Annotated in this window: 20 protein-coding genes; 3 read left to right on the forward strand and 17 right to left on the reverse strand. The window is 72.7% G+C overall.

Annotated elements, in window-relative coordinates:
* Window positions 1-85: 85 nt before the first annotated feature.
* Complete coding sequence (rsmI, locus tag KZC57_RS05235; RefSeq protein WP_060922809.1) at window positions 86-907, reverse strand: 16S rRNA (cytidine(1402)-2'-O)-methyltransferase; 822 nt, start codon at window positions 905-907, stop codon at window positions 86-88.
* 96 nt (window positions 908-1,003) lie between these two features.
* Between rsmI and KZC57_RS05240 the strand changes: the two genes are divergently transcribed.
* Window positions 1,004-2,557 carry a phospholipid carrier-dependent glycosyltransferase gene (locus tag KZC57_RS05240; RefSeq protein WP_217584160.1) on the forward strand — a complete coding sequence of 518 codons (1,554 nt, stop codon included), beginning with the start codon at window positions 1,004-1,006 and terminating at the stop codon, window positions 2,555-2,557.
* A 22-nt stretch (window positions 2,558-2,579) separates the two neighbouring features.
* Here the strand turns inward: KZC57_RS05240 and KZC57_RS05245 are convergent, their stop codons facing one another.
* The 7 genes from KZC57_RS05245 to KZC57_RS05275 form a co-directional block, all read right to left on the reverse strand.
* The gene (locus KZC57_RS05245; RefSeq protein ID WP_144882465.1) at window positions 2,580-3,059 is read right to left on the reverse strand and encodes an Lrp/AsnC family transcriptional regulator; all 480 of its coding nucleotides are present in this window, start codon (window positions 3,057-3,059) and stop codon (window positions 2,580-2,582) included.
* A 1-nt stretch (window position 3,060) separates the two neighbouring features.
* Complete coding sequence (locus KZC57_RS05250; RefSeq protein WP_247641204.1) at window positions 3,061-4,464, reverse strand: amino acid permease; 1,404 nt, start codon at window positions 4,462-4,464, stop codon at window positions 3,061-3,063.
* 11 nt (window positions 4,465-4,475) lie between these two features.
* A complete protein-coding gene (gene hisC / locus KZC57_RS05255; protein ID WP_217584161.1) occupies window positions 4,476-5,543 on the reverse strand; it encodes a histidinol-phosphate transaminase in 1,068 nt (355 codons plus the stop codon).
* 165 nt (window positions 5,544-5,708) lie between these two features.
* Window positions 5,709-7,511, reverse strand: coding sequence for a thioredoxin domain-containing protein (locus tag KZC57_RS05260; RefSeq protein ID WP_247641205.1), 1,803 nt, complete (start codon window positions 7,509-7,511; stop codon window positions 5,709-5,711).
* Window positions 7,512-7,551: 40 nt separating this feature from the next.
* Window positions 7,552-8,121, reverse strand: a complete 570-nt coding sequence (gene msuE / locus KZC57_RS05265; protein ID WP_060923653.1) for an FMN reductase — start codon at window positions 8,119-8,121, stop codon at window positions 7,552-7,554.
* Window positions 8,122-8,286: 165 nt separating this feature from the next.
* Entirely contained in the window at window positions 8,287-9,123 is an 837-nt protein-coding gene (locus tag KZC57_RS05270; protein WP_060923596.1) for an aldo/keto reductase, read from the reverse strand.
* 55 nt (window positions 9,124-9,178) lie between these two features.
* Window positions 9,179-10,405 carry a heparan-alpha-glucosaminide N-acetyltransferase domain-containing protein gene (locus KZC57_RS05275; protein ID WP_247641206.1) on the reverse strand — a complete coding sequence of 409 codons (1,227 nt, stop codon included), beginning with the start codon at window positions 10,403-10,405 and terminating at the stop codon, window positions 9,179-9,181.
* 66 nt (window positions 10,406-10,471) lie between these two features.
* Here KZC57_RS05275 and hrpA point away from each other — a divergent pair, with 66 nt between their 5' ends.
* Both hrpA and KZC57_RS05285 read left to right on the forward strand, forming a co-directional pair.
* Entirely contained in the window at window positions 10,472-14,521 is a 4,050-nt protein-coding gene (hrpA, locus tag KZC57_RS05280) for an ATP-dependent RNA helicase HrpA (protein ID WP_247641207.1), read from the forward strand.
* Window positions 14,522-14,544: 23 nt separating this feature from the next.
* On the forward strand, window positions 14,545-15,489 hold the full coding sequence (locus KZC57_RS05285; protein ID WP_105950220.1) for an NADP-dependent oxidoreductase: 945 nt from the start codon (window positions 14,545-14,547) through the stop codon (window positions 15,487-15,489).
* An 81-nt stretch (window positions 15,490-15,570) separates the two neighbouring features.
* Here KZC57_RS05285 and KZC57_RS05290 read toward each other — a convergent pair whose 3' ends face one another.
* The 9 genes from KZC57_RS05290 to KZC57_RS05330 all read right to left on the reverse strand — a co-directional run bounded on the left by KZC57_RS05290 (window position 15,571) and on the right by KZC57_RS05330 (window position 25,220).
* Window positions 15,571-16,140 (reverse strand): hypothetical protein, encoded by a 570-nt coding sequence (locus KZC57_RS05290; protein WP_105950221.1) that lies wholly within the window; start codon window positions 16,138-16,140, stop codon window positions 15,571-15,573.
* Between the two features lie 58 nt (window positions 16,141-16,198).
* Window positions 16,199-16,807 carry an alkylhydroperoxidase domain protein gene (locus tag KZC57_RS05295; protein ID WP_247641208.1) on the reverse strand — a complete coding sequence of 203 codons (609 nt, stop codon included), beginning with the start codon at window positions 16,805-16,807 and terminating at the stop codon, window positions 16,199-16,201.
* On the reverse strand, window positions 16,804-17,487 hold the full coding sequence (locus KZC57_RS05300) for a CMD domain protein (protein WP_247641209.1): 684 nt from the start codon (window positions 17,485-17,487) through the stop codon (window positions 16,804-16,806). Before KZC57_RS05300 ends, KZC57_RS05295 begins: the two co-directional genes overlap by 4 nt.
* Window positions 17,484-18,551, reverse strand: coding sequence for a putative FMN-dependent luciferase-like monooxygenase (locus tag KZC57_RS05305; protein WP_247641210.1), 1,068 nt, complete (start codon window positions 18,549-18,551; stop codon window positions 17,484-17,486). The genes KZC57_RS05300 and KZC57_RS05305 overlap by 4 nt, the downstream gene beginning before the upstream one ends.
* A complete protein-coding gene (locus KZC57_RS05310; protein WP_247641211.1) occupies window positions 18,548-20,176 on the reverse strand; it encodes an ABC transporter ATP-binding protein in 1,629 nt (542 codons plus the stop codon). The genes KZC57_RS05305 and KZC57_RS05310 overlap by 4 nt, the downstream gene beginning before the upstream one ends.
* Entirely contained in the window at window positions 20,173-21,066 is an 894-nt protein-coding gene (locus tag KZC57_RS05315; protein WP_247641212.1) for an ABC transporter permease, read from the reverse strand. The genes KZC57_RS05310 and KZC57_RS05315 overlap by 4 nt, the downstream gene beginning before the upstream one ends.
* Window positions 21,063-22,043 (reverse strand): ABC transporter permease, encoded by a 981-nt coding sequence (locus tag KZC57_RS05320; protein WP_247641213.1) that lies wholly within the window; start codon window positions 22,041-22,043, stop codon window positions 21,063-21,065. The genes KZC57_RS05315 and KZC57_RS05320 overlap by 4 nt, the downstream gene beginning before the upstream one ends.
* A gap of 16 nt (window positions 22,044-22,059) precedes the next feature.
* Window positions 22,060-23,694: a TIGR04028 family ABC transporter substrate-binding protein gene (locus KZC57_RS05325; protein ID WP_247641214.1), complete on the reverse strand. Its 1,635-nt coding sequence runs from the start codon at window positions 23,692-23,694 to the stop codon at window positions 22,060-22,062.
* Window positions 23,695-23,825: 131 nt separating this feature from the next.
* Complete coding sequence (locus KZC57_RS05330) at window positions 23,826-25,220, reverse strand: NtaA/DmoA family FMN-dependent monooxygenase (RefSeq protein ID WP_247641215.1); 1,395 nt, start codon at window positions 25,218-25,220, stop codon at window positions 23,826-23,828.

The raw sequence follows: 25,220 nt of genomic DNA on the forward strand, positions 1-25,220 counted from the left end.
GCTCCCGCGGGAGGTCGCAGATCCAGACTCTTGTCGCACCCGTCCCCCGCATCCCTGCGACCCCGGTGCGAATCTGCGACGGGGGTCACCGCGACCGGGCGGCGAGGGCCGCCTGATACAGATCCCGGGAGGACAAGCCCGTCAGGGCCGCGACCTCGGAGGCCGCCTCCTTCAGGCGGGTGCCGTCCGCGACCAGGGCCTGCACCTGGGCGAGGGCGTCCTCCGGGGAGGCGTCCCGCCGCGGCGCCCCCTCGACGACCACCACGATCTCGCCCTTCACCCCGTCGGCGGCCCAGGCGGCGAGCTCGGACGCGGTGCCACGACGGACCTCCTCGTACAGCTTCGTCAGCTCCCGGCACACGGCGATCCGGCGGTCCGCGCCGAAGGCGGCCCCCATGTCGGTGAGGGTCGTCGCCAGGCGCGAGGGCGACTCGAAGAACACCATCGTTCGCGGCTCGGCGGCGAGGGCGGAGAGGGTCGCCCGGCGCTCCCCCGGCTTCCGCGGCAGGAACCCCTCGAAGGTGAAGCGGTCCGTCGGCAGCCCCGAGATCGCCAGGGCCATGAGCACTGCGCTCGGCCCCGGGATCGCGGTCACCGTGACCCCCTGCGCCACCGCCTCGGCGACGAGGCCGTATCCCGGATCGCTCACGGTCGGCATACCCGCATCGCTCAGCACCACGAGGTCGGTCTCCGCGGCGAGCGCGGCCAGCTCCGCGGCCTTCTGCTTCTCGTTGTGGTCGTGCAGCGCGATCAGCCGGGGCCGGTTGTCGATCTTGAGGGCCTGCAAAAGGCGCTGCGTCGTGCGGGTGTCCTCCGCGACGACGATCTCCGCGTTCTCCAGCACCTCCACAAGGCGCCGCGACGCATCGCCCAGGTTTCCGATCGGGGTCGCGGCGAGGATGATCACCCGCCCAGCTTAGGCGCGGCCCCTTGGTGGACCCTCGAGACGGGACCGGAGCCGGCATACCGGGAGCACGGAGCGGAGTGTGTCTAGGCTGGACCGGTGACCGCGCCCGAGCCCCTCCTGCCCCTCCCCGAGGAGCGCCTCACGCGCTACGAGCGGCTCCGCGACCGTGTGCTGCAGGCGCCGGACTGGGGCCGGGCGATCGGCTGGCTGGCCCCTCTGCTGGTCACCGCTCTCGCGGCGGTCCTGCGCCTGGCGAACGTCGGCCACCCGCACCAGCTCGCCTTCGACGAGACCTACTACGTCAAGGACGCCTGGTCGCTGTGGAGTCTCGGCTACGAGGGGGTGTGGGGCGAGAACGCGAACGACGCCTTCGTCACCCTGCAGGAGCTCCCGCTGACGAACAAGGGCGCGTTCATCGTGCACCCGCCGCTCGGGAAGTGGCTCATCGCGCTCGGCATGGCCATCGGCGGCCCGGACAACAGCGCCGGCTGGCGTCTGGCGACCGCCCTCCTCGGTGCGGGATCGGTGCTGCTGGTGTTCCTCATCGCCCGGCGCCTGACCGGCTCGGTCGTGGCGGCGACCGTGGCCGGCACCCTCCTCGCGATCGACGGCCTCAGCATCGTGATGAGCCGGATCGCGCTGCTCGACGGCATCCTCACCTTCTTCGTGCTGCTGGGCGTGCTGTTCGTGCTCATCGACCGCCAGCGCACGATCCCGCTGCTCGAACGCCGGAACCCCGACGACGAGCACCCGCTGTGGGGACCGATCCTCTGGCGCCGTCCCTGGCTCGTCGCCGCGGGCCTCGCGCTCGGCGCCGCCTCGGCGGTGAAGTGGTCGGGGCTGTACGTGCTCGCGGGCTTCGGACTCTACGTCGTCGTCACCGACGCCCTGGCCCGGCGCCGCGGCGGGGTCGTCGTGTGGCCGGCGTCCGCGGTCTTCCGCCAGGGGCCGGTGTCGTTCGTCCTCCTCGTCTTCCCCGCTCTCGCGGTGTACCTCGCGAGCTGGACCGGGTGGCTGGTGACGGCGAACGGCTACGACCGCGGCAGCGACCCGAACCCGCTCGTCGCCCTGTGGAACTACCACGAGGCGATGCTCGGCTTCCACGTGGGCCTCACCCGCGGGCACCCCTACGCGAGCCCGGCGTGGGAGTGGCCGTTCCTGCTCCGCCCGACCGCGGTGTGGGTGGACAGCGATCCGACCGGCTGCGGCGTCGACCGCTGCATCGGCGTGATCTCGGCGATCCCCAACCCGCTCATCTGGTACGGCGGCGTCGCAGCCAGCGTGTACCTGCTCTACCGCCTCGTCCGCGGCTGGATCACGCGGCAGCCGGTCGGCCCGGCGCTCAGCCTGCCGCTCGTGGGGCTCGCGGTGACGTATCTGCCCTGGCTGATGTTCCCCGACCGGACGATCTTCCAGTTCTACACGGTCGTGATGATGCCGTTCCTCGTGCTCGCGCTCACCGTCACGCTGCGGATCATCGCCGGGCGCCGGGAGGATCCGCTCCCGCGCCGCCAGTCGGGAGAGCGCACCGTCCTGATCTACCTCGGCGTCGTCGTCCTGGTCTCAGCGTTCTTCTTGCCGCTGTGGACGGGGATGAGCGTTCCCTACGACTTCTGGCGCCTGCACAACTGGCTGCCCGGCTGGGTCTGACGGACCGGACCGCGAGCGCGGGTCAGGGGATCTCGTCGGCCACGTGCTCCACGAGCGGGAGCACGCGACCGGAGAGGTGCGTGCGCATCGCGATGGAGGACGCCGTCCGCGCGACGCCCGGCACGAGGGCCACCCGGTCCAGCACCTCCTGGAGCCGCGTCGCATCGCGGGCGACGAGCCGGAGCTGCATGTCGCTCGCGCCCGTGACGGTGTGCATGTCGACGATCTCCGGCACCGCGTCCGCGAGGGCGGTCGCGACGTCGTCGTGTCCGACCTTCTGATCGATCTCGACGAGGCAGAACGCCACGACGCCGTACCCGAAGCCGGCGGGGTCGATGCGCGGCACGATCGCCTCGATCACCCCGCCCTCGTGCAGGCGCGCGAGACGGCTGGTGGCCGTCCCCCGCGCGATGCCCAGCCGGCGTGCGCACTCCAGCAGGGGCAGCTGCGGCGACTCCGTCAGCAGCCGGATCAACGCGGCGTCGAGGCGGTCGATCCGCACGTCACTCCTTGACGATCCCGGGGCGGGCCACACCCCGCGTCACGCGGGCGACGACCAGCAGCACGGCGGTGAGCCCGAGCGTGAGCAGCAGCTGGATGCGCGCGGCCGGGTCGATCATCGCCAGCGCGATCACGGCCGCGAGCAGCACCAGGCAGAGCCACGAGACCCAGGGGAAGCCCCAGAGCCGCATCGGCATCGCCTCGCCGGCGCGGTCGGCCCGCCGGCGCAGCACGATCTGCGAGATCGCCGTCGCCGTCCAGATCACCAGCAGGGTGGATCCCACGACGTTCAGCAGCGCCGGAAGCACGACGTCGGGGAACGCCCAGTTCAGCCCGACGGTGACGAAGCCGAAGGCGACCGAGGCGAGGACGGCGACGAACGGCACGCCCTTGAGGCTCGTCCGGGTGACGGACAGCGGCGCCAGCCCCCGCTCCCCCAGCGAGTACGCCATCCGGGAGGCGCCGTAGATGTTGGCGTTCATGGCCGAGAGCAGCGCGATCACCACGATGAGGTCCATCACGAGGCCGACGCCCGGGATTTTCAGCGTGTCCAGCACGGCCGAGAACGGACCGGCCTGGACAGCGGGGTCGTCCCACGGGAGTACCGCGACGATGACGAAGATCGAGCCGACGTAGAAGATGAGGATGCGCACGAGCACCTCGCGCACGATCCGGCGGATGTTGCGGGACGGATCGTCCGACTCGGCGGCCGCGATCGCGACGACCTCGGTGCCTCCGAACGCGAAGACCACGATGAGGAGCGCCGCGGCGATGCCGGTGATACCGTGCGGCGCGAAGCCGCCCTGGTCCACGAGGTTCGAGATGCCGGTCGCCGGCACGCCGGGGATGAGTCCGACGATCGCGCACACGCCGACGACGAGGAAGGCGATGATCGCGGCGACCTTGATCGCCGCGAACCAGAACTCGAAGCGGCCGTAGTTGCGCACGCCGAAGAGGTTCACCGCGGTGAGGGCCACGACGAACACGAGCACCCAGACCCACGCCGGGATCCCGGGTACCCAGTTCGCCACGATCCCGGCCGCGCCGGTCGCCTCGGCGGCGATCACGACGACGAGCTGGATCCAGTACAACCAGCCCACCGCGCTGCCGGCGCTGCGCCCCATGGCCTTCTGGGCGTAGGAGCTGAAGGCGCCGGAGCTCGGGCGGGCCGCGACCATCTCGGCGAGCATCGCCATCACGAGCACGACGATGCCGCCCGCGACGAGGTAGGAGATGAGCACGGCTGGTCCGGCGATGCTGATCGCCTGCCCGGAGCCGACGAACAGCCCTGCGCCGATCGCGCCGCCGAGCCCCATCATGGAGATCTGGCGGCGGGTGAGGCCCGGGTGCAGGCCCTTCGTGGTCGTCGTGGTGACGGGGACCTCGGTCACGGAATCGTTGGTCATGCGTCCCTCGGTCATGCGTTCACCTCGGCGAGCTCGGTCTCGAGGGCGGCTTCCACCCGGTCGATGTCCTCCACGGAGCCGGACGAGATGCGGATGCCCTCGCCGGGGAAGGCGCGAGCGACGACGCCGCCGGCGTGCAGGAGGGCGTCGAGTTCGGCGGTGCGCTCCCCCGCGGGTACCCAGACGAAGTTGGCCTGCGAGCGCACGGCGGGCCAGCCGGCGGCGGTGAGCACGGTGTACAGCCGATCGCGCTGTGCCACGACCTCGTCGATGCGGACGGCGAGCTCGTCCTCCGCGGCGAGCGAGGCGAGGGCCGCGGCCTGGGCGAGGTCGGTGACCCCGAACGGCACGGCCACCTTGCGCTGCGCCTCGGCGATCACGGTGGGGGCGATCGCGTAGCCGATGCGGAGCCCGGCCAGGCCGTAGGCCTTGGAGAACGTGTGCAGCACCGCGACGTGCGGGTGGCGACGGAACAGCTCGATGCCGGCGCCGCGACTGTCCGTGCGGTCGAAGTGCACGTAGGCCTCGTCGATGACGACGAGGACGTCGTGCGGCACCGCGGCGACGAACCGCTCCAGGGCCTCGGCGTCGACGACGGTGCCGGTCGGGTTGTTGGGGTTGCACACGAAGACGAGACGGGTGCGCGGGGTGATCGCGGCACGCATCGCGTCGAGGTCGTGGCCGTGATCGGCGTCCAGCGGCACGGCGACGGGCGTCGCGCCCGCGATCCTGACGAGCGAGGGGTAGGCCTCGAAGGACCGCCAGGCGAAGACGACCTCGTCCCCCTCGCCGGCCACCGCGTGGATGAGCTGGGCGGCGATCTCCACCGACCCCGCCCCGACGGTCACCTGCGCCGGGTCCACGGCGTATCGGGCGGCGAGCGCCTCCCGGACCGCGGAGGCGCTCATGTCGGGGTAGCGGTGGATACCGGCCACCCGGTCCTGCACGGCGCGCACGACGGAGGGCAGCGGTGGATGCGGCGACTCGTTCGAGGAGAGCTTGGAGGCACCGGCCGGGGCGGAGCGCCCCTGTCGGTAGGCGGGCACGGCGTCGAGACCGGTGCGGGCGGAGAGGGTCATCGTCAGAGCATCCTTGCTGTGATCCGAGAGGGGTCGCGTCACCCTAGAACGGATCGCGGGCGCTGGGCAAACCGTGCACTCGAAGCTGCGCATCGCGCGCACTCGACGGGCAGACGGAGGCCGCGCGGTAGGCAGAATGCACAGCGCTGCGCCGGGGAAGGGCGCTCACCGTGCGCGCGAGACCGCGGCCGGATCGCTCACCGGCAGGCGGCACACGAAGGCGCGGCAGTCGTAGGCGCGCTCGGCGGTCGCCTCCTTGCCGTCGAACAGTTCGAACCCCGCGGCGGCGAACCCCGCGGCCTGCGCCGGCGTGACGACGGCGACGACATCGGCATCGGCTCCGCGGGCCGCGGCGGCGAGCGCGCCGCCGGGGTCCTCCGTCACCACGACGAGCTGCCGCGGTGCCGCGGCGAGTCCGGCGGCGACCCGCAGCAGACTGCCGTGGGCGAAGGGCTGGGCGAGGGCCCGGGAGGCGAGGGCCTCCACCCGCTCGGCCGCCGCCGCGCGATAGCGGTCCCCCGCCCCGAGCCGCCAGGCGGTGAGCGCAGCCTGCGCGACCGCGGCCGTGTCCGACGGAAGGTCGCCGTCGGTGTGGTCGGGCGAGGCGGCGATGCCCTGCGCGCGGAGCAACGGGTCGTCCCCCGCGGCGCCGTCCAGCACCTCGTCGAGCAGGTCGCGCCCCGTGACCGCCGGAGCGACGTCGCCGGTCGCCGCCGCCAGGGCGAACAGCCCCTCGGCGAGCAGCGCGAGGTCGGCGGCCGTGGCGACCGCGGCGGAGGCCCGGCCGTCCAGCGATGCCCGCGCGAGCGCACCGTCGGCCCCGCGATTGGTGCTGAGCACGGCAGCGGCGGCCTCTGCAGCGGCGGCGATCCACGCGTCGTCGCCGAGCGCCGCCCCCGCCCGGGCGAGTGCCGCGATCGCGAGGCCGTTCCATCCCGTGATGACCTTGCCGTCCACCGCCGGCGGCTCCAAGGCGGTGCGCTCCGCAACCGGACGGAGGTAGTACCCACCCTCGTTGCGAACGCCGTCGATCCACGACTCGGAGTCCTGCGCGGCACCGAAGCCGCCGCCCTCCCGCCGCAGCGCGCCGAGCAGGAAGCCGGCGATCCCGCGGGCGGTCTCCTCGTCGCCGGCGTCGAGCGCGACCTCGAGCAGCTGGGCGTTGTCGGTCAGCATGCGCTCGTAGTGCGGCACCGTCCAGTCACGCCGGGTCGCATAGCGGAAGAACCCGCCGTCGGCGTCACGCAGGTCCGAGTTCGCCATCGCCGCGAGGGCGCGTTCGGCCGCAGCCGCCGCCTCCGGTACGGCCGCGCGGATGAGGGGCTCCTGGAGGAACCGCAGGGTCGTGGCCACCGGGAACTTCGGAGCTCCGCCGAAGCCGCCGAACTCCGCGTCCTCCCTGGCAGCGAGGCCGCGGGCGGCTTCCGCGAGGGCGGCGGTGTCCGGCAGGGTCGATGCCGTGGTCTCCGCCGCCTCGGCGAGCGCCGCGGTCACCGCGTCCGCGGACTCCTCGGCCTGCGCCCGTCGCGTCGTCCACGCCTCGCGGACGGCCACCAGCACCTCGCGGAAGGCGGGCATCGGCGGTCGCGCCTCCGGCGGCCAGTACGTCCCCGCGTAGAAGGCGCGACCGGCGGGCGTGGTGAACACCGTGAGCGGCCAGCCGAGGTTCTGCGTGAACGCCGACGCGGCGGCCATGTAGGCCCCGTCGACGTGCGGATGCTCCTCGCGGTCGACCTTCACCGCGACGAACCCCTCGTTGATGCGGGCGGCGGTCTCCGGGTCGGCGAACGACTCGCGCGCCATCACATGGCACCAGTGGCAGGTGGAGTAGCCGATCGAGATCAGCATCGGCACATCCCGGCGGCGGGCCTCGGCGAAGGCCTCCTCCCCCCAGGGGTACCAGTCGACGGGATTGTCGGCGTGGGCCCGCAGGTAAGGGCTGAGGGTGTCGGCGAGACGGTTCGTCATGCTTCCACGCTACGCCGGGGTCACCGGCTCCGGACCCGGGTCAGCCGACGAGCAGCTCCGCGGGGCGCGACAGGGTGTAGCCGACGAGCGGGAGGGCCCGCTCGGCCGCGAGCGCGATCCGCGCACGCAGCACGTCGGTCGCCACCTCGTAGCCGTCGAAGTCGGTCGTGCTCGCGTACACGCCGAGCGGGAGGGTGAGCGCCTGGAAGAACGCGAACAGGGGGCGCAGCTGGTGCTCGATCATGAGGGCGTGCCGCTCGCCCCCGCCGGTCGCGGCGAGGAGCACCGGCGTGCCGACCAGCGCGTACTGGTCCACGAAGTCGAACAGGTGCTTGAACAGCCCCGTGAACGAGGCGCGGTACACCGGGCTGCCCACGATGAGGAGGTCGGCGGTCTCGATCGCACGCAGGTTCGCCTCCACCTCCGGCGGGAGCTGGTCACGGGTGAGAGCACCCGCGAGGGAGGGGCCGACCTGCGTGAGCTCGATCAGCTGCGCCTCGACCGGGGCGCGCTCGGCGATCGCGGCGGTGATCGCACGGAGGAGGGCGGTGGTCTTGCTCGGCTCGTGGAGGGAGCCCGAGACGGCGACGACGCGGAGCGGAGCTGTCATGGGCTCGACGGTACCCACGCGGACGCCCCGTGTCGCGCGAAGCGACACGGGGCGTCATGTGGAACGGAGACGAGCCGCGGGCCGCGGGCTCGGGAGCAAGGCTCCGGTCAGTGCTGGCTCGGTGACGGCGTCAGTGCCGAGCCCGCGGCCGGTATGAGGGCGGGATCAGTTGACCTCGTCGGGGTGCGAGCCCACGCGGCCGGAGCCGTCGAGCGGGTCGAGCGCGTCGATCGCGGCGATCTCGGCGTCGGTGAGCTCGAAGCCGAACACGTCCAGGTTCTCGCGCAGGCGCTCCGGACGCACCGACTTCGGGAAGACGATGATGCCCTTCTGCAGGTGCCAGCGCAGGACGGCCTGTGCGGGGGTCACGCCGTGGGCGGCGGCCGCCTCCGCGATCGCCGGGGTGCCGAAGAGGTCGTACTTGCCCTGGCCGAGCGGACCCCAGGCCTCGATGCGGACGCCGTTGGCCTCGGCCCACGCGACCTCCTCGCGGCGCTGGTAGGCCGGGTGCAGCTCGATCTGGTTCACAGCCGGGACGACGCCGGTCTCCTTCACCGTGCGCTCCAGGTGCGGCACGAGGAAATTCGAGACGCCGATGCTGCGGGTCAGGCCCGCGTCCCGCAGCTCGACGAGCTTCGCGAACGCGTGGACGTAGTCGTCCTTCGCCGGGGTGGGCCAGTGCACGAGGTACAGGTCCACCTGCTCCAGGCCGAGCTTCTCGAGGCTCTCGCCGATGGCGGCGCGGGGCTCGTCGTCGTGGTGGCGGTCGTTCCACAGCTTCGTGGTGACGAAGAGCTCCTCGCGGGGGATGCCGGAGGACGCGATGGCCGCGCCGACGCCCTCCTCGTTGCCGTAGATCGCGGCGGTGTCGATGTGGCGGTACCCGATCTCGAGGGCCTCGCTCACCGCCTTCTCGGTCTCTGCCGGCGGCACCTTGAAGACGCCGTAGCCCAGCTGGGGGATGGAGTTGCCGTCGTTCAGTTCGAGTGCAGGAATGGTCATCCCCCCAGCCTAGGACCTGTGATGACAGGTGCGCCCGTGCGGATGACGAAAAGCGTCAGCGCCGAGGCACCGCGGCCATCGCGGCGGCCCCCTTCCCGACGAGACGTTCCAGCAGGCCGCGGCCGACGAACATCGCCCACAGCGTCGTGACCAGCAGGAGTCCCACGGCGGTGAGCGCCCAGAAGGCGTTGTCCGCGATGAAGCCGCCGGGACCCGCGACGAGGACGACGGAGACGACGTGCAGGCTGTATGCCGTGAGCGGCATGGACCCCAGTGCACCGAGGGGCAGCAGCGGCCAGCGCAGCGGACGGCTCAGCAGCAGGCACAGCGCGACCACCGCGAGGGCGAAGCCACCGGAGCCCAGGATCTCGGCGGTGCCACCGCTGTGCGCGTCGACAGCGAAGACCGCGCGGACCATGGAGCCGAGCGGATCCGTCGCGGCGAGCGCCTCGGGATAGCTCTCCCAGCCGGACGGCGGCATCACATCGTCGGGGATGAACGACGACGACAGGCTCTCGTCGGGAAGGATCTCGATGCTCTCGCTCCCGGAGGAGGCGCTGGTCGAGGAGACGATCGATCCCGTCTCTCCCCCCAGCCCCGCGCCCGCGCCGAGGGCGCCCAGGCCGTAGCCGATCGCGGCGAGGACCACGCCGACGACGAGGGCGACGACGGCCGTGCGCACCTCCTGCACCCGGAGCCGCCCCAGAGCCATGCCGCCGAGCACGAGCGCCAGCCACACGGTGATCGGATAGGTGCCGTAGAGCACGAACCCGATGCCCGCGCCGAACGGCTGCAGCGCCACCGCACTGAGCAGAGCGAGCAGCGCCGGACCGGCGAGGGCGAGGACGGCGGCGCCGAGGAGCAGCTGCCGCGGTCGCCACCGCAGCACGGGGATGACGGCGACGTAGAGCAGGCCGTAAAGGGTGAGGATCACGGCGATCGGCGTGTTGAGGAGCTCCAGGGCGAGACCGATCACGAAGATCACCGCGCCGCGGCCCACGAGGTTGAGGCGGATGCTCGGCAGGCGCTCCCGCTCCGGCAGCACGTCGCGCCCGGTCATGAGGGTGATGGAGACGCCGGCGAGCAGCGCGAAGAGGATCGAGGAGCGGCCGTGCACGAGGTCGGTCCAGGTGGTCGGGTCGCCCCACTCGAACGCCTCCGTCACCCCGACGTGGGCACCGGCCATGCCGAGGATCGCCAGACCCCGCGCGACGTCGAGACCGAGGATGCGCGGCGGCCGCCCGAAATCACGGAACCAGCGCACGGGGCGGAGAGCAGTCATCACCCGATGATCGTATGCGGCGATCGCGGCGACCCCGGTGCACATCCCGGCATACGATGGAGGGCTATGTCCTCCCCCGTGATCTCCTACCCTCCGGAGCTGCCCGTCAGCGCGGCCAGGGACGAGATCGCCGACGCCATCCGCGACCACCAGGTCGTCATCGTCGCCGGTGCGACCGGATCGGGGAAGACCACCCAGCTCCCGAAGATCGCGCTGGAACTGGGCCGCGAGCGCATCGCCCACACCCAGCCCCGCCGCCTGGCCGCCCGCACGATCGCGGAGCGCGTGGCCGAGGAGCTGCGGGTCGAGCTCGGCACCCTCGTCGGCTACAAGGTGCGCTTCACCGACAAGGTCTCCGATGAGACGCGGATCGCGCTGATGACCGACGGGATCCTCCTCAACGAGATCCACCGCGACCGGCTGCTGACGCGCTACGACACGATCATCATCGACGAGGCGCACGAACGATCCCTCAACGTCGACTTCCTGCTGGGCTACCTCGCCCGCATCCTCCCGGAGCGTCCTGACCTGAAGGTGATCATCACCTCCGCCACGATCGATCCGGAGAGCTTCGCCCGGCACTTCGCCGCCGCCGACGGCACCCCCGCGCCCGTCATCGAGGTGTCGGGGCGCACGTATCCCGTCGAGATCCGCTATCGCCCGCTCGTCGACGAGGACGCGGAGCAGGACGCCGCCGGCGAGCCGGAGGACGAGGTGAGCGCGATCGTCTCGGCACTCCGCGAGCTCGACCGGGAGGCGCCCGGCGACGTGCTCGTGTTCCTGCCCGGCGAGGCGGAGATCCGGGACGCGGCCGACGCCGTACGCGCCGCCTACGCGAAGGACCGTTCGCCCACCGAGGTGCTCCCCCTGTTCGGCCGGCTCTCCGCCGCCGAGCAGCACCGGGTGTTCGAGCGCAGCACCGTGGCCGGCGTCCGTCGCCGCGTGGTGCTCGCGACGAACGTGGCCGAGACGAGCCTCACGGTCCCCGGCATCAAATACGTCATCGACACCGGCACCGCACGCATCTCCCGGTACAGCAACCGCTCGAAGGTGCAGCGGCTGCCCATCGAGGCCATCTCGCAGGCCTCGGCGAACCAGCGCTCCGGCCGCGCCGGCCGCACGAGCGACGGCATCGCCATCCGCCTGTACTCCGAGGAGGACTACGCGCGGCGTCCCGAGTTCACCGAACCCGAGATCCTGCGCACCTCCCTCGCCTCCGTCATCCTGCAGATGCTCGCGCTCGGCTTCGGCGACATCACCGCGTTCCCCTTCCTCACCCCGCCCGACTCCCGGGGCGTGAAGGCGGCGTTCGACCTGCTCACCGAGCTCGGCGCCCTCCGCCCGGCGCGGGGGCCGGACGACGGCCCCCGGCTCACCCGGATCGGACGCGACATCGCCCGGATGCCGATGGACCCGCGGTTCGCGCGCATGCTCATCGAGGCAGGCCCTTCGACAGGCTCAGGGACCCAGAGGGGGTCAAGCCCTTCGACAGGCTCAGGGACCCAGAGGGGGTCAGGCCCTTCGACAGGCTCAGGGACCCAGAGGGGGTCAAGCCCTTCGACAGGCTCAGGGACCCAGAGGGCGGTGCTGCGGGACGTGCTCGCGATCGTGGCGGGGCTGTCCATCCAGGACGTCCGGGAGCGACCCGAGGAGCGCCGCGAGGAGGCGGACCGGCTGCACGCGCGCTTCGTGGACCCGACGAGCGACTTCCTCACTCTCCTGAACCTCTGGAACCACCTGCGCGAACAGCAGCGCGAGCTCGGCTCCAGCGCGTTCCGCCGGCTGTGCCGCAGCGAGCACCTCAACTACGTGCGCGTCCGCGAGTGGTTCGACGTGCACCGCCAGCTCCGCACGCTCGTGAAGAACCCCGACCGCGGGGCGGAGCCGGGCGGCGCGGCCGATCCGGACGCCATCCACCGCGCGCTGCTGTCCGGCCTGCTGTCGCAGATCGGCATCCTCGACGAGCGCACCGCCCCCGCGGGGAAGGCTCACTCCCCTGCGAAGGACGCGCGCCGCCGGATCACGGAGTACCGGGGCGCGCGGGGCATCCGGTTCTCGATCTTCCCGGGCTCAGGGCTGCGCAAGAAGAGCCCCCGGGCGGTCATGGCGGCCGAGATTGTGGAGACCTCCCGCACCTTCGCCCGCACCGTCGCCGCCATCGACCCCGCCTGGGCAGAGCCGCTCGCCGGCGACCTCGCGAAGCGCCAGGTCACCGAGCCGCACTGGTCCAAGGACGCCGGAGCCGCCGTTGCCTTCGAGAAGGTCACCCTGTTCGGGGTCGAGATCATCCCGCGCCGGCGGGTGCAGTTCGCCCGCATCGACCGGGCCGCCTCGCGCGAGCTCTTCGTCCGTCATGCGCTCGTCGAGGGCGAATGGGACCCGTCCCGCATCGACAAGCGGGTCAGCGCGTTCTGGCGCAGCAACGCCGAGCTCCGCCGCCGCCTCGAGAAGCTCGAGGAGCGCGAGCGGCGCCGCGACATCCTGGCCGGCGACGAGGCCGTCTTCCGCTTCTACGACGAGCGCATCCCCGCTGACGTGTTCGACGTGCGGTCGTTCGAGAAGTGGTGGCGCGAGGCGCTGACCGCGACGCCGAAGCTGCTCGTGATGCGCGAGAGCGACCTCATCGACGACGAGGACCGCGCCGACCAGCGCGAGTTCCCGACCCGGTGGACGCAGGGCGACCAGGTGCTCGGCCTCGCGTACCGGTTCGAGCCGGGCGCACCTGACGACGGCGTGAGCGTCGTGCTGCCTCTGCCGCTGCTCGCCCAGATCGAGGACCGCGGCTTCGACTGGCAGGTGCCAGGGCTGCGCGCCGAGCTCGTCACCGGACTGCTGCGTGCGCTGCCCAAGGCCATCCGGCGCCACGTCGTCCCCGCCGCCGACTGGGCGGAGAAGTTCGGGGCGGCGCTGGCCGACGAGGGTCCGGAGGTGCACGGCGGTCTCCCCCCGCGCACCCTCAAGGAGGCGCTCGCGCGGCTCGTGCAGCCGCTCGCGAACCAGGTGGTCACGGCCGCCGACTTCGACGACGAACGGGTGCCGGCGCATCTGCGCATGAACTTCCGCGCCGTGGACGAGCGGGGACGCGTGGTCGGGTCCGGCCGCGATCTCCGATCGCTGCAGGCTCAGCTCTCCGACCGCGCGCGCAGCAGCGTCGCCCGCTCCATCGCGCGCCCCGGGCGTGCGGAGACACCGGGACCGCGCGGGGCGGAGCGCGTGGCCGCCGCTCCGGTCGAACAGACCGGGCTGACGGCGTGGACGTTCGGCGACCTCCCGGCGGTCATCGACACCAAGGTCGCGGGCGGCGTCGTCCGGGGGTATCCGGCGATCGTCGATGCCGGCACGAGCGTGTCGGTGCGGGTCGAGGCGACTCCCGACGCCGCGGCCGCCGCCACGCGCGACGGCGTGCTCCGTCTCGTCCTGCTCGCGGTGCCCTCGCCGTCCTCGTACGTGCAGCAGCACCTCACCAGCGCGGAGAAGCTCGCACTCGCCGCCTCTCCGTATCCGTCGGCCGCCGCTCTCATCGAGGACTGCCGGGCCGCCGTCGCCCGTCGCGTGATCGACGCGTCGACCGGCGGCGCCGACGGCCGGGACCGCGGCGTCGTGCGCACCGAGGCCGAGTTCGCGCGGGTGCGCGACGCCGTGTCCGCCGTGCTCGTCGACGAGCTCTTCGCCTGCGTCTCCCTCGTCGCGCGCATCCTGACGAAGGCGCGGGAGGTGGAGCGCGGCATCAAGGCCCAGAACGCGCTGGCGCTGCTCGGCCCGCTGAACGACATCCGCAGCCAGCTCTCCGGACTGCTCCACCCCGGCTTCGTCGCGGCGACCGGGGTCGACCGGCTCGCCCACTTCCCCCGGTACCTCGACGGCATGATCGACCGGCTGAAGACCCTCGCGAACGAGCCGGGCAAGGACCGTGCGCGGATGACGGAGTTCGAGCGGATGGCCGTGCTGTTCGCGGACGCCGGGGGCACCATCCCCCTCGCGCCCGACGCTCCGCCCGCGATCGTCGAGGTGCGCTGGCTGCTGGAGGAGTACCGGGTCAGCGTCTTCGCCCAGCGTCTCGGCACCGCGCAGCCGGTGTCGCCGCAGCGGATCACCAAGGCGCTCGCGGGGAAGTGACCCCCGCCGGGTAGCCTGAGGGCATGGCCCGCGCGATCGTCTACACCGAGTTCGGATCCCCCGCTGTCCTCCACCTGATGGAGGTGCCTGACCCCGTGCCCGTCCGCGGCGAGGCGCTGGTGCGCATCGAGGCGGCCGGCGCCAACCCCATCGACGCCAAGCTCCGCGGCGGCAAGCGCCCCTCCGCGCCGATCACCGAGCCGCGTCCGGTCGGGTTCGACGGCGCCGGAGTGATCGAGGTGCTGGGCGAGGGCGTGGACGGGTTCGAGGTCGGCGACCGCGTCGCGATCCGCGACACGCTCGGGACCTACGCCTCCGCCCTCGCGGTCGAGGCCGACAAGCTCGTGAAGCTCCCGGACGCCGTCACCGCGGCCGAGGGGGCGGCGATCGGCATCCCGGCCGGCACCGCCTACCAGTCCCTCCGCTCGCTCGCCGTGACGGCTGACGATGTGCTCCTCATACACGCGGGCTCCGGCTCGGTCGGCCAGGCCGCCGTGCAGTTCGCGGTCGCCTGGGGCGCGACCGTGATCGCCACCGCGAGCCCCGCCCGGCACGACCAGCTCCGCGAGCTCGGCGCGATCCCCGTGGCCTACGGAGACGGGCTGCTCGACCGCGTCCGCGCGGCGGCCCCCTCCCCCGTGACCGTCGTCCTGGACTGTGCGGGCACCGACGAGGCGATCGAGACCTCCCTCGCCCTGGTCGCCGACCGCGACCGCATCGCGACCATCGTCCGCGGCCCCGACGCGGCCGACTTCGGTATCCGGGCGTTCTCCGGCGGCTCGCCCGAGCCGCTCACGCCGCAGGAGCTGGAGTGGCGCGCCGAGGCGCTGCAGAAGACGGTCGACCTGCTGGCCGCGGGCGACTTCACCATTGAACTCGGCCCGGAGCTGCCCCTCGACCAGGCGGCACGGGCCCATGAGCTCATGGAGACCGGCGCTGCCTCGGGGAAGATCATCCTCGTCCCCTGAACTCGACCCTGACAGAGCGTCGGGCGGCACCCCGCACGCGGCGTTGGGCGGGTCCTGCCGCGCCCAGGAGACACTGATCGGTCAGGCGGCTTTCGGCTTCCGGCGCGGTGGAAGGCGAAGATGCATGGTCGCGAACGCCAGCACAGCAAGGGATGGCACGAAGAGTCGCGCGTCCGGTACATAACCGTCACTCACAGGCCATCCACTCTGGGCATAGCGAACCGGTCCCGCTTCGCCGACGACGTAGGACAGAAGCAGACCGCCCGCAGCGACTCCGAACAAGGCGAAGAACCACCCTGCGTGTCGAAACCACCACCGACGTGCCCGCGGCACGATACGCAGAGGCAGCCCGGCCAGGAACGCCAGGATCGTGAGCGGAGTGGAGAAGACCGCGAATCCGATGATCTGCAAGCCCTCCGTGTACCCGGCCGCGGTGGTCGACCAGATCGCTATCGCGACATACGTGGTCAAGCCGGTGAGGAAGACTTGCGCCGCCACCAGGAGCCGATCCCGTTCGGTCTCGGCCGCGGCCCCCTGGTGTGGTGAACCAGGCACACTGGTGTCGAGCTGGTTCTGAGACGTCATGTTCGGATCGTAGTGCTCCTGCTCGGAGCACCAGACCTGCCCCTCGCCGAGGCGGCCCAGGTCCATGAGCTCATGGAGACCGGCGCCGCCTCGGGGAAGATCATCTTGGTCCCATGACCCGCGGTCAGGCGGGAGCGACGGGGCGGCCGAGCGAGAGCATCAGCCGGTTCGCCCAGTTGAAGAAGGCCGCGCCGTGCACGACGTCGGCGATCTCGAGGTCGTCCAGTCCGGCCGCACGGAGGCGCGCGATGTGCGCGGGACCGAACGCGCGGGGCGTGTCGGTCAGCGCGACCGCGGCGGCGACGATCGCGTTCCAGCGCTCCCCCAGATCCGCGTCCACGCCCTCGGCGAGGAGCGTATCGACGTCCCCCGGCCGCTTGCCGTGGTGCGCCGCGAACCGAGAGTGCACGGAGGCACAGAACACGCAGCCGTTGCGGCGGGAGGCGGCCGTGGCCGCGAGCTCCCGCTCGGCGCGTGGGAGGCCCTCCGCGGTGTTGTAGAAGATGTCCTTGTCGACGAGGGTGCGCGCGCGGAGCACCTCGGGGTCGCGCGCGAGCAGCCGGAAGTACTCGTTCTTCGCACGGGCGGCGTCGACGAGGCCGTCGAGATGCCGCGGAGTGAGACCCTCCTCCGCCAGCGGCGCGAGGTGCGGCGTCCAGCCGACCTCGGCGCGGGTGAAGGCGTCGGGATAGGGGGCGGCGTCGTGCCGGAGCACGGTGTCGGCGGCGGTCATGCGGCCTCCTCGGCGGTGTCGGTAGCGGTGACGGTGTCGGTGTCGGTGTCCGTGTCCGTGTCGGGGTCGGTGGAGGCATCTGTGGCGGTGGCGGTGAGTCCGGCGTCCTGGAGCACCCGCAGGCCGGTGACGACCCGCTGCTGGAAGGCGAGGAACGACACGAGCTGCGACAGTGTCACGATGCCGTCCGTCGACCAGCCGGCGTCGTGCAGGCGGCCGAGATCGGCGCCCGATGCCTCGCGGGGACGGAACACCAGCAGGTGCGTGTGCGCGAGAGCCGCCGCGAGGCGCTCCCCCAGGGCGGACGACGCCGCCTCGTCCGGCACGTACCGCGCGCCGTCGGTGCTCTCGGCCTCCAGCCCGCGTTCGGTGTAGGCGCCGAACGGTCCCGTGGTCGCGGCGGCGTCGGCCACTCGGGCGACGATCGCGGCGCGCTCCGGGTCGATCTCGCGGGCCCTCTCGGCGTAGAACTCCGCCGTGTGGTCGTCGGCACCGGCGAGCGCGGTCGCGAACGCCGCGATGAGCGCGCGCTCCGCGAGCGACACGTGCTCCGCGGAGACCGGGTGGAACAGCGCGTCGAAGCTCGCCTGGAGCTGCTCCCTGGTCACGGGACGGCGACGACGCAGCGCATCCAGCTCCGGCGTCACCCCCGTCAGCTGGTCGACGATGTCGGCGGTCATGCGTTCTCCTTCACGGTGGGGGTGTTCTCGGTCGTGCGGGTGCTCTCGGGATCCGGCGGACTCAGCGCGTAGCCGAGGGCCGGGGCGACCTCCGTCGCGAACAGCTCGATCGAGCGCAGGACGTGGGCGTGCGGCGCGTCGACCGAGTGCACCTGGAACGCCACCTCGGTCGCGCGGTGCAACGTGGCGTCGGCGGCGAGCGAGGCGGCGACCTCCTCGGGCGTGCCGAGATGCGTGTCGAGAGCGGCGATGAGGTCGTCGAGGTCGTCTCCGGGGATCGTCTGGCCCTGCCGACGGAAGCCCTCGGCCGCGCGCCGCAACCCGACCTCGGCGAACCGGAGCGCCTCGGCACGGTCGTCCGCCACGAACACGGTGCGGGAGGCGGTGATGCGCGGGGTCGCCTCGGCGGGGAGCGCGTCGAGGTACGCGTCGATGATCGGGTTCTGCAGCGCGGACAGCGGCGCGTGCAGCCGGTCGTGGGGGCGGGGCTGTGTGCGGGACAGCAGCAGTCCGTGACCGTGGACGCCCGCCCGATGACCGCCGGGGGCCGAGAACGTCGCCTGCCAGATGCGCGCGGCCAGCGACCCCGCGTCCGGATACAGCGTGTTCCCCGCACCGATGTCCCGGCCTGCGAGAGCGTCGAGCAGCACGCCCAGCTTGCGGTCGTAGGTGGGCCCCTTGTCGCGCACGTCCTCCCCGAAGGGCGCGAAGGACGACGGGGTGCCGCCGCTGCCGAGCCCGAGGTCGATCCGCCCGTCCGCGAGCAGGTCGGCCACCACGGCGTCCTCGGCGACCCGCACCGGGTCTTCGAGGGGAAGGGTGATGATCCCGGTGCCGAGGCGGATCCGCGAGGTGCGTGCCGCCGCGTGCGCAAGGAAGACGAGCGGCGAGGGAAGCCCGCCTTCCGCCGCCCGGAAATGGTGCTGCGCCACCCATGCCCTCCCCACGCCGTGCTCCTCGGCGTGCTGGATCTGCGTCAGGGCGAGGCGGTAGCGATCGGCCGGGGACGCGTCGTCGAGGAGCCGCGTGAAGAACGCGACGGTGGGACGAGGGATGGTGCTCATGCGAAGATCTCCGTTCGTCCGGGGACCGCGGCCAGCAGCTCCCGGGTGTTCTCGTGCTGCGGGTCGTGGAACAGCTCTTCGGTCGGCCCGTCCTCCACCACGCGCCCGCGGTGCATGACGGAGACGGTGTGGCTGATGCGGCGCACCACGGCGAGGTCGTGCGAGATGAAGAGGTAGGTGAGTCCGAGCTCGGCCTGGAGAGCGGAGAGCAGTTCGAGGATGCGTGCCTGCACCGTCACGTCGAGCGCCGACACCGCCTCGTCGAGCACGAGGATCTCCGGGTCGACGGCGAGCGCCCGCGCGATCGCGACCCGCTGGCGCTGCCCGCCGGACAGCTCGCTCGGGGTGCGGCGTGCCGCATCCGCCGGCAGCGCCACGCGTTCGAGCAGCGCGACCGCCCGATCCCGACGCTCGGAGCGGGTGCCGATGCGGAAGTTGTGCAGCGGCTCGGCCACGATGTCGGCGATCTGCTGCCGCGGGTCGAGGGAGGCGAACGGGTTCTGGTACACGAGCTGGATCCGCCGGCGCAGCGCACGCAGTCGCGCCCCCTCGACGGCCGTCGCGTCCTCCCCCGCGAGCTCCACGGTCCCGGCGTCCGGACGGAGGAAGCGCGTGACCAGGCGCGCGGTCGTGGACTTCCCCGATCCGGACTCGCCGACCAGCGCATGGGTCGTGCCGCGGCGCACCCGGAAGGAGACGTCGTCGACCGCACGGAAGCGCTCACGACCCGCGACCCGGAACTCCTTCACGAGGCCCGCGGCCACGATCTCGTAGGGCTTCTCGGCCGCCACCGCCGCGGCATCCCGGAGGAACGGCGGCGCGTCCGGACGCCGGAAGCCGGTCGTGAAGGCAGGCGCGTCGGTGAGCAGCTGCCGCGTGTACGGGTCTTCCGGATCGGCGAGCACCTGCGCACTCGGCCCCTGCTCCACGATCCGGCCGTCCTTCAGCACCGCGATCCGCGCCGCCCGGTCCGCGGCGACGCCGAGGTCGTGCGTCACGAGCAGGATGCTCGTGCCGTCCTCGCGCTGCAGCTCGTCCAGCAGGTCCAGCACGCGGCGCTGGACCGTGGCGTCGAGGGCGCTGGTGGGCTCGTCCGCGATGAGCAGCCGAGGGCGGAGGGCGATCGCGGCCGCGATGAGCACGCGCTGCCGCATGCCGCCGGAGAGTTCGTGCGGATACTGGCGCGCCCGCAGAGCGGGGTCGTCCAGCCCGACGCGCTCGAGCAGCTCGAGCACGCGGGCGTTCCGGGAACGACGGTCGCGATGCCCGTGCAGACGCAGCACCTCGGCGACCTGCACGCCGACGGGGCGCACCGGGTCGAGCGACGTCGTCGGATCCTGCGGCACCAGCCCGATCTCCGACCCGCGGATGCCGCGGAACGCCCGATCCGACCATCCGGAGATGTCGAGGTCGCCGAGCCGGACGCGGCCGCCCTCGACCCGTCCGCCCTCCGGCAGCAGGCCGAGGAGCGCGTGCGCCGTGGTGGACTTGCCGGAGCCCGACTCGCCGACCAGCGCGAGCGTCTCCCCCTCGGCGATAGCGAACGAGAGGCCGTGCACGACCTCGCGGCCGGCGTACGAGACCCGCAGGTCCGTCGCGGCGAGGACGGGGGTTGGCGCGCTCATCGGGTGCTCCTTCCGAGCCGGTGGCTGATGCGGTTGGCGCTGAGCACGACGGCGACCACGACGAGGCCGGGCAGCGCCGTGAGCCACCAGGCGGTCGCGATGTAGTTGCGTCCCTCGGCGATCAGCAGCCCCCACTCGGGGGTGGGCGGCGGGGCCCCGTAGCCGAGGAAGCCGAGGGTGGAGATGGCGAGGATGGCCGTGCCGAACTGCAAGGCGGCGAGCGCGATGATCGGGGTGAGGGCGTTCGGGAGCACATGCCGGCGCAGCACGGCGACGAAGGTGCCGCCGCTGCCGAAGGCCGCCTCGACGTACTCGGTGCGGCGCACCCGCGCCACCTCGGCGCGCATGAGCCGGGCGAAGGCGGCGACGCTGCCGAGTCCCACGGCGATCGCCGCGTTGACGGTGCCGAAGCCGAGCAGGATGATGACGGAGAGCGACAGCAGCAGCCCCGGGATGGCCAGCAGCACGTCGACGATCCGCATCAGCACGTCGTCCACGATGCCGCCGGTCGCACCGGCGACGGCCCCGAGGAGCGTGCCGAGCGCGAGGCCGACCGTCACGGCGATGAGCGCCCCCGACAGGGAGTGCACCGCGCCGTGCACGACCCGGCCGAAGAGGTCGCGGCCGAGCGCGTCGGTCCCGAACCAGTGCGCGGCGCTCGGCGGCAGGAGCTTGTCGGCGGGCACGCCGGTCAGCGGATCGCCCGGCGCGAAGACCCCCGGGATCACCGCCCACAGCACCGCCACGGCGACGACCGCGAACGCGAGGTCCAGCCCCCAGGCGCGCGACCGCCGTCGCGGATGGGATGCGGAGACGGGCGCCGGGGCGGACGGCGCGGGCGGGGCATCCGACGTCTCGACCGACGTCTCGGCGATGACGGGAGCGGTCATGCGGGCACCTCCTGGGCGGCGGGACGGACGGGGCGGGAACGGGCCGCGCGCGCCGATCGCCGCTGCCGCGGGTCGATCAGGGGCGTGGCGAGGTCGACGGCGAAGCTGATCACCACGAACCCCAGGGCCGACAGCAGCACCACCCCCTGCAGCACCGGGATGTCCTGGTTCGCGACCGCCTGCTCCGTGAGGCGTCCGATGCCGGTGCGGCCGAAGACCGTCTCGGTGACCACCGCTCCTCCGACGAGCTCTCCGAACAGCACCCCCGCGATGGTGAGCGTCGGGACGGCGGCGTTGCGTGCGACCGCGCGGGTGAGCACCCAGGTCGGCGGCGCGCCTTTCGCCCGCACCACCGTCACGAACGGCTGTGCCTGCACGCGGTCGATCGACCGGACCAGCACCTGGGCGAGGGGCGCCGAGATCGGCACGGCGAGCGTGAGGACGGGGAGGATCAGGCCGCTGACGGGGTCGGCTCCCACGATCGGCACCCAGCCGAGCCCGAACGAGAACACCTGGATGAGCAGGATCCCGAGCCAGAACACAGGGACCGCCACGAACAGTCCCGGCACCTGCCGCAGACCGTCCCGCAGCCAGGCGAAGGGCGCGAGCGCGGAGAGCGCCGCAATCAGCACCGCGAGCACGACCGCGACCAGGAGTCCGAGCGCCGCGAGCAGCAGCGTGGCGGGCAGCGCTTCGGCGAGCATCGTCCGCACGGGCGTGCCGTACTGGGTCGAGTAGCCGAAGTCACCCGCCAGGAAGCCGAGACCGGCGTGCAGGTACTGCTCCCCCCACGGCACGTCGGCGCCGTAGGTCGCGCGGATGTCGTCGAGCTGCTCCGGCGAGAGCCCCAGGCTCGGGTCGGAGAACTTGATGAGGATGGCGTCTCCCGGCAGCAGCTGCAGCAGGAAGAACGTGGCCGTGAAGGCCGCGATCAGCACGATCGCGGCCTGCCCGGCCCGTCGCAGGACGAAGGTCATGGGGTCACCGTGGTCCTCAGTGCTCCGCGAGCCACACGCCGGAGAACGTGGGGCGGCCGACCGACTCGAAGGCGACGCCGTGCACATAGGTGGCCGCACCGTAGACCTGCGGCTCCTCGAAGAGCGGGATCACGTACGCCTGCTCCGCGATGTAGTCCTGCACGGCCTGCGAGGCGGCCACCCGCCTCTCGGCGTCCGGCTCGGAGGCGACGGCGAGCAGCAGCTCATCCAGCGTCGCGTCCTGGGAGATGAGGACGTCTCGGTTCTTCGTGAAGTACTGGCTCTTGATCACGTCGAGGTCCGCACGGCCGACCATCGAGTGGTAGAACCCCGTCTTCAGTGGATCACGGGTGTCCTCCGCGTAGCTGCCCGCGTCGCCGGGCTTGACGGTGAGCTCCACCCCGACCGCCGCGAGCTGCTGCGCCACGAGCTCCAGGGTCTGCTTCGACAGGGGCTGCGGCTTGGCCTCGTAGACCGTGATCGACAGCCGCTCGCCGTCCTTCTCCCTGATGCCGTCGGCGCCGGGCTCCCAGCCGGCCTCGTCGAGCAGCGCCTCCGCTTTCTCCGGATCGTGGGCGTAGTGCGCGGACTCGTCCTTGTATCCCGCGGCCTGGGAGGACAGCACCGACGTGGCCACCGGGTAGTTCTCGGTGAACAGGGTGTCGACGACCTCCTGCGCGTCGACCGCGGCGATGATCGCCTGGCGCACGCGGATGTCGGACAGCAGCGGGTTCTCCGGGCGGAGGGCGATCGAGTTGTTCACGCCGCGGGTCTGCGGGGCGTACAGCGTGAATCCGGCGCCCTCGACGCGGTCCTCGTCGAACGCCTGCACGTAGCGGACATAGTCGGCCTGGCCCGCGAGCAGCGACCCGATGCGCACGGAGTCCTCGGGCGTGACCAGCACGTGCACGGCGTCGAGGTACGGACGGCCGTCGTTCTCGGCGCTGTCCGGGCCCCAGGCGTAGTCGTCGCGGGCGGTGAGGGTGTACTCGGTACCGAGCTTCTCGTCGGTGACGGTGAAGGGCCCGGAGCCGATGATCTCCTCCGCATTGCCCGCGCCGAAGTCCTCGATCGTGCCGTCCAGGGTCTCCGGGGACAGCAGTCCCGAGTTGATGGTCGACGTCGCCTGCAGGAAGCCGGGCGACGGCGCGCTGAAGCGGAACGTCACGGTGTTCTCGTCCACCACCTCGCTGCCGGCGTAGTTGTTGATGGCCTCGGAGACGGTGAGCCCGCGCTCGGCGTCGCCCAGCCCGTAGGTGTCGAAGTTCTTCGCGACGGCAGCGGCGTCCACGGGCGTGCCGTCCGAGAACGTCACGTCCGGGTTGAGGTCGAAGGTGTACTCCGTGGCGTCGTCGTTCACGGTCCACTCCGCGGCGATCCACGGCTCGATCTCGAGCGTCTCCGGGTTCTGCCAGGTGAGCCGGGCAGCGATGTTGTTGACGATGCCGCCGTTCGGGTAGAAGCCGGCCTGCGGCGGGTACAGGTTCGTGTAGGCCTGGTGCTCGAGGTAGGTGAGCGTGCCGCCGGCGACCGGGTCCCCCGCGTCGGCCGGGGTGTTCCCCGGGGCCGGCGAGGTGGCGCAGGCGGCGAGGCTGCCGGCGAGGACGAGCGGGACCGCGACGGCGGCGGTGCGGATGAGGCGGCGGTTCATGGGGAGGGCTCCTCGGGTTCGGAAGGCAGGGTGTCGGGTGCGGAGGGGGTGCGAGTGGTGTTCACGGTAGGAAGCGGCAGGGCGCGGGGGCGAGGCGGCGGACTCCGGGTGTCGCGAGACGACACCCGTGGTCACGTGCCGACACGCGACGTCACACGGAGGCGGTCACGCAGCGTCTCCGCGCGGGCCCCCTGGCCGGTCTCGTCCGGGGTCCGGAGGAGACCGCGACGACGGAGCTCGGTGGCCGCGAGGCGGGTGAAAGCCTCGAACTGCCCGGGCTGGAACGCCGAGAGGACGTTGAAGCCGTCGGCGGCGCCCTCGTCGCGCCACAGCTCGAAGTGGTCGGCGATCGTGCCGGCGTCGCCGACGACGAAGGCCGCGGGCACGGTGTGCGCGGCGACGAGATGCCGCCAGGTCAGGGCGTCCGGCGCCCCGACCCGGAGTCCGGCAATCCGCGCGAGCCGTTCGACGAGCGCGGCACCCCGCTCCCCCAGCCGTGCGGCTTCCGCGGTCGTCACCGCGACGTCGAAGTCAGCCACCCGCAGCGGGTCGTCGGCGGCCACCTCCAGCGCGTCGGCGAGGGCTTCCACCGTGCGGTTCGGCGGGAACCCGAGACGGTCCCGCTGCGGATCCTCCGCGAGCGGGACGAGCTCCAGCAGCCGCCGGACGATCCGGTGGGCGGCGGCGTCGGACTCCGCGACGACGGGGAGCACCGGGGCGATGACCTTCAGCTCCTCCGCCGCGCGGCCCGCCTCCGCGGCGATCTCCCGCAGCAGGCGCCGCGTGGCCACGGCATCGGCGAGGGTCGGGGCGGCGATGAGGGCGAGATCGGCGGCGGTCGCCGCGAGCGCCCGCGACCGCGGCGAGGTGCCGGCGTGCACGATCGGAATGCGCCCCTGCGGCGGACGTGCGACGTTGAGCGGGCCGGCGACCCGCACGTGTGCACCCTGGACGTCCGCGGCGCGCAGCCCCCGGGGGTCGACGAGCACGCCGCGCTCGGCATCCGCGATCCAGGCGTCCTCGTCCCAGGAGTCCCAGAGCCGGCGCAGCGCGACGACGAACTCCTCCGCCCGGTCGTAGCGCGTCTCGGTGTCGGCGTGCGCGTCCCGACCGTGGTTGCCGGCGGCCCGCGGCTCCGCGCCGGTCACGAGGTTGATCCCGGCGCGCCCGTGCGTGAGGACGTCGAGGGAGGCCAGGGCCCGCGCCGTGGCGTACGGGTCGGCATAGGTGGTGTTGACCGTCGCGATGAGCCCGATCCGCGAGGTCACCCCGGCGAGGAACAGCACAGCGCTCAGCGGGTCGATGCGGGCGAGCAGGTAGGGATCGCGGAACTCCAGGTCGGGTCCGGTCGCGAGCCAGTCGCCGAAGAAGAGGTAGTCCAGGCCCGCGTCCTCCCCCTCCCGCGCGATGCGGCGGAGGATGTCGGCGTCTCCCGCGGGGTCGCGGTGGGCTCCGGGGTACCGCCACCCGGAGGGGTAGGCGCCGAGGGTGCGCACCATGGCGCCGATCACGAGGGGTTCCGTCAT

This window comes from Microbacterium sp. KSW4-4 (assembly GCF_023091185.1).
In the GTDB taxonomy this organism is placed as follows: domain Bacteria; phylum Actinomycetota; class Actinomycetes; order Actinomycetales; family Microbacteriaceae; genus Microbacterium; species Microbacterium paraoxydans.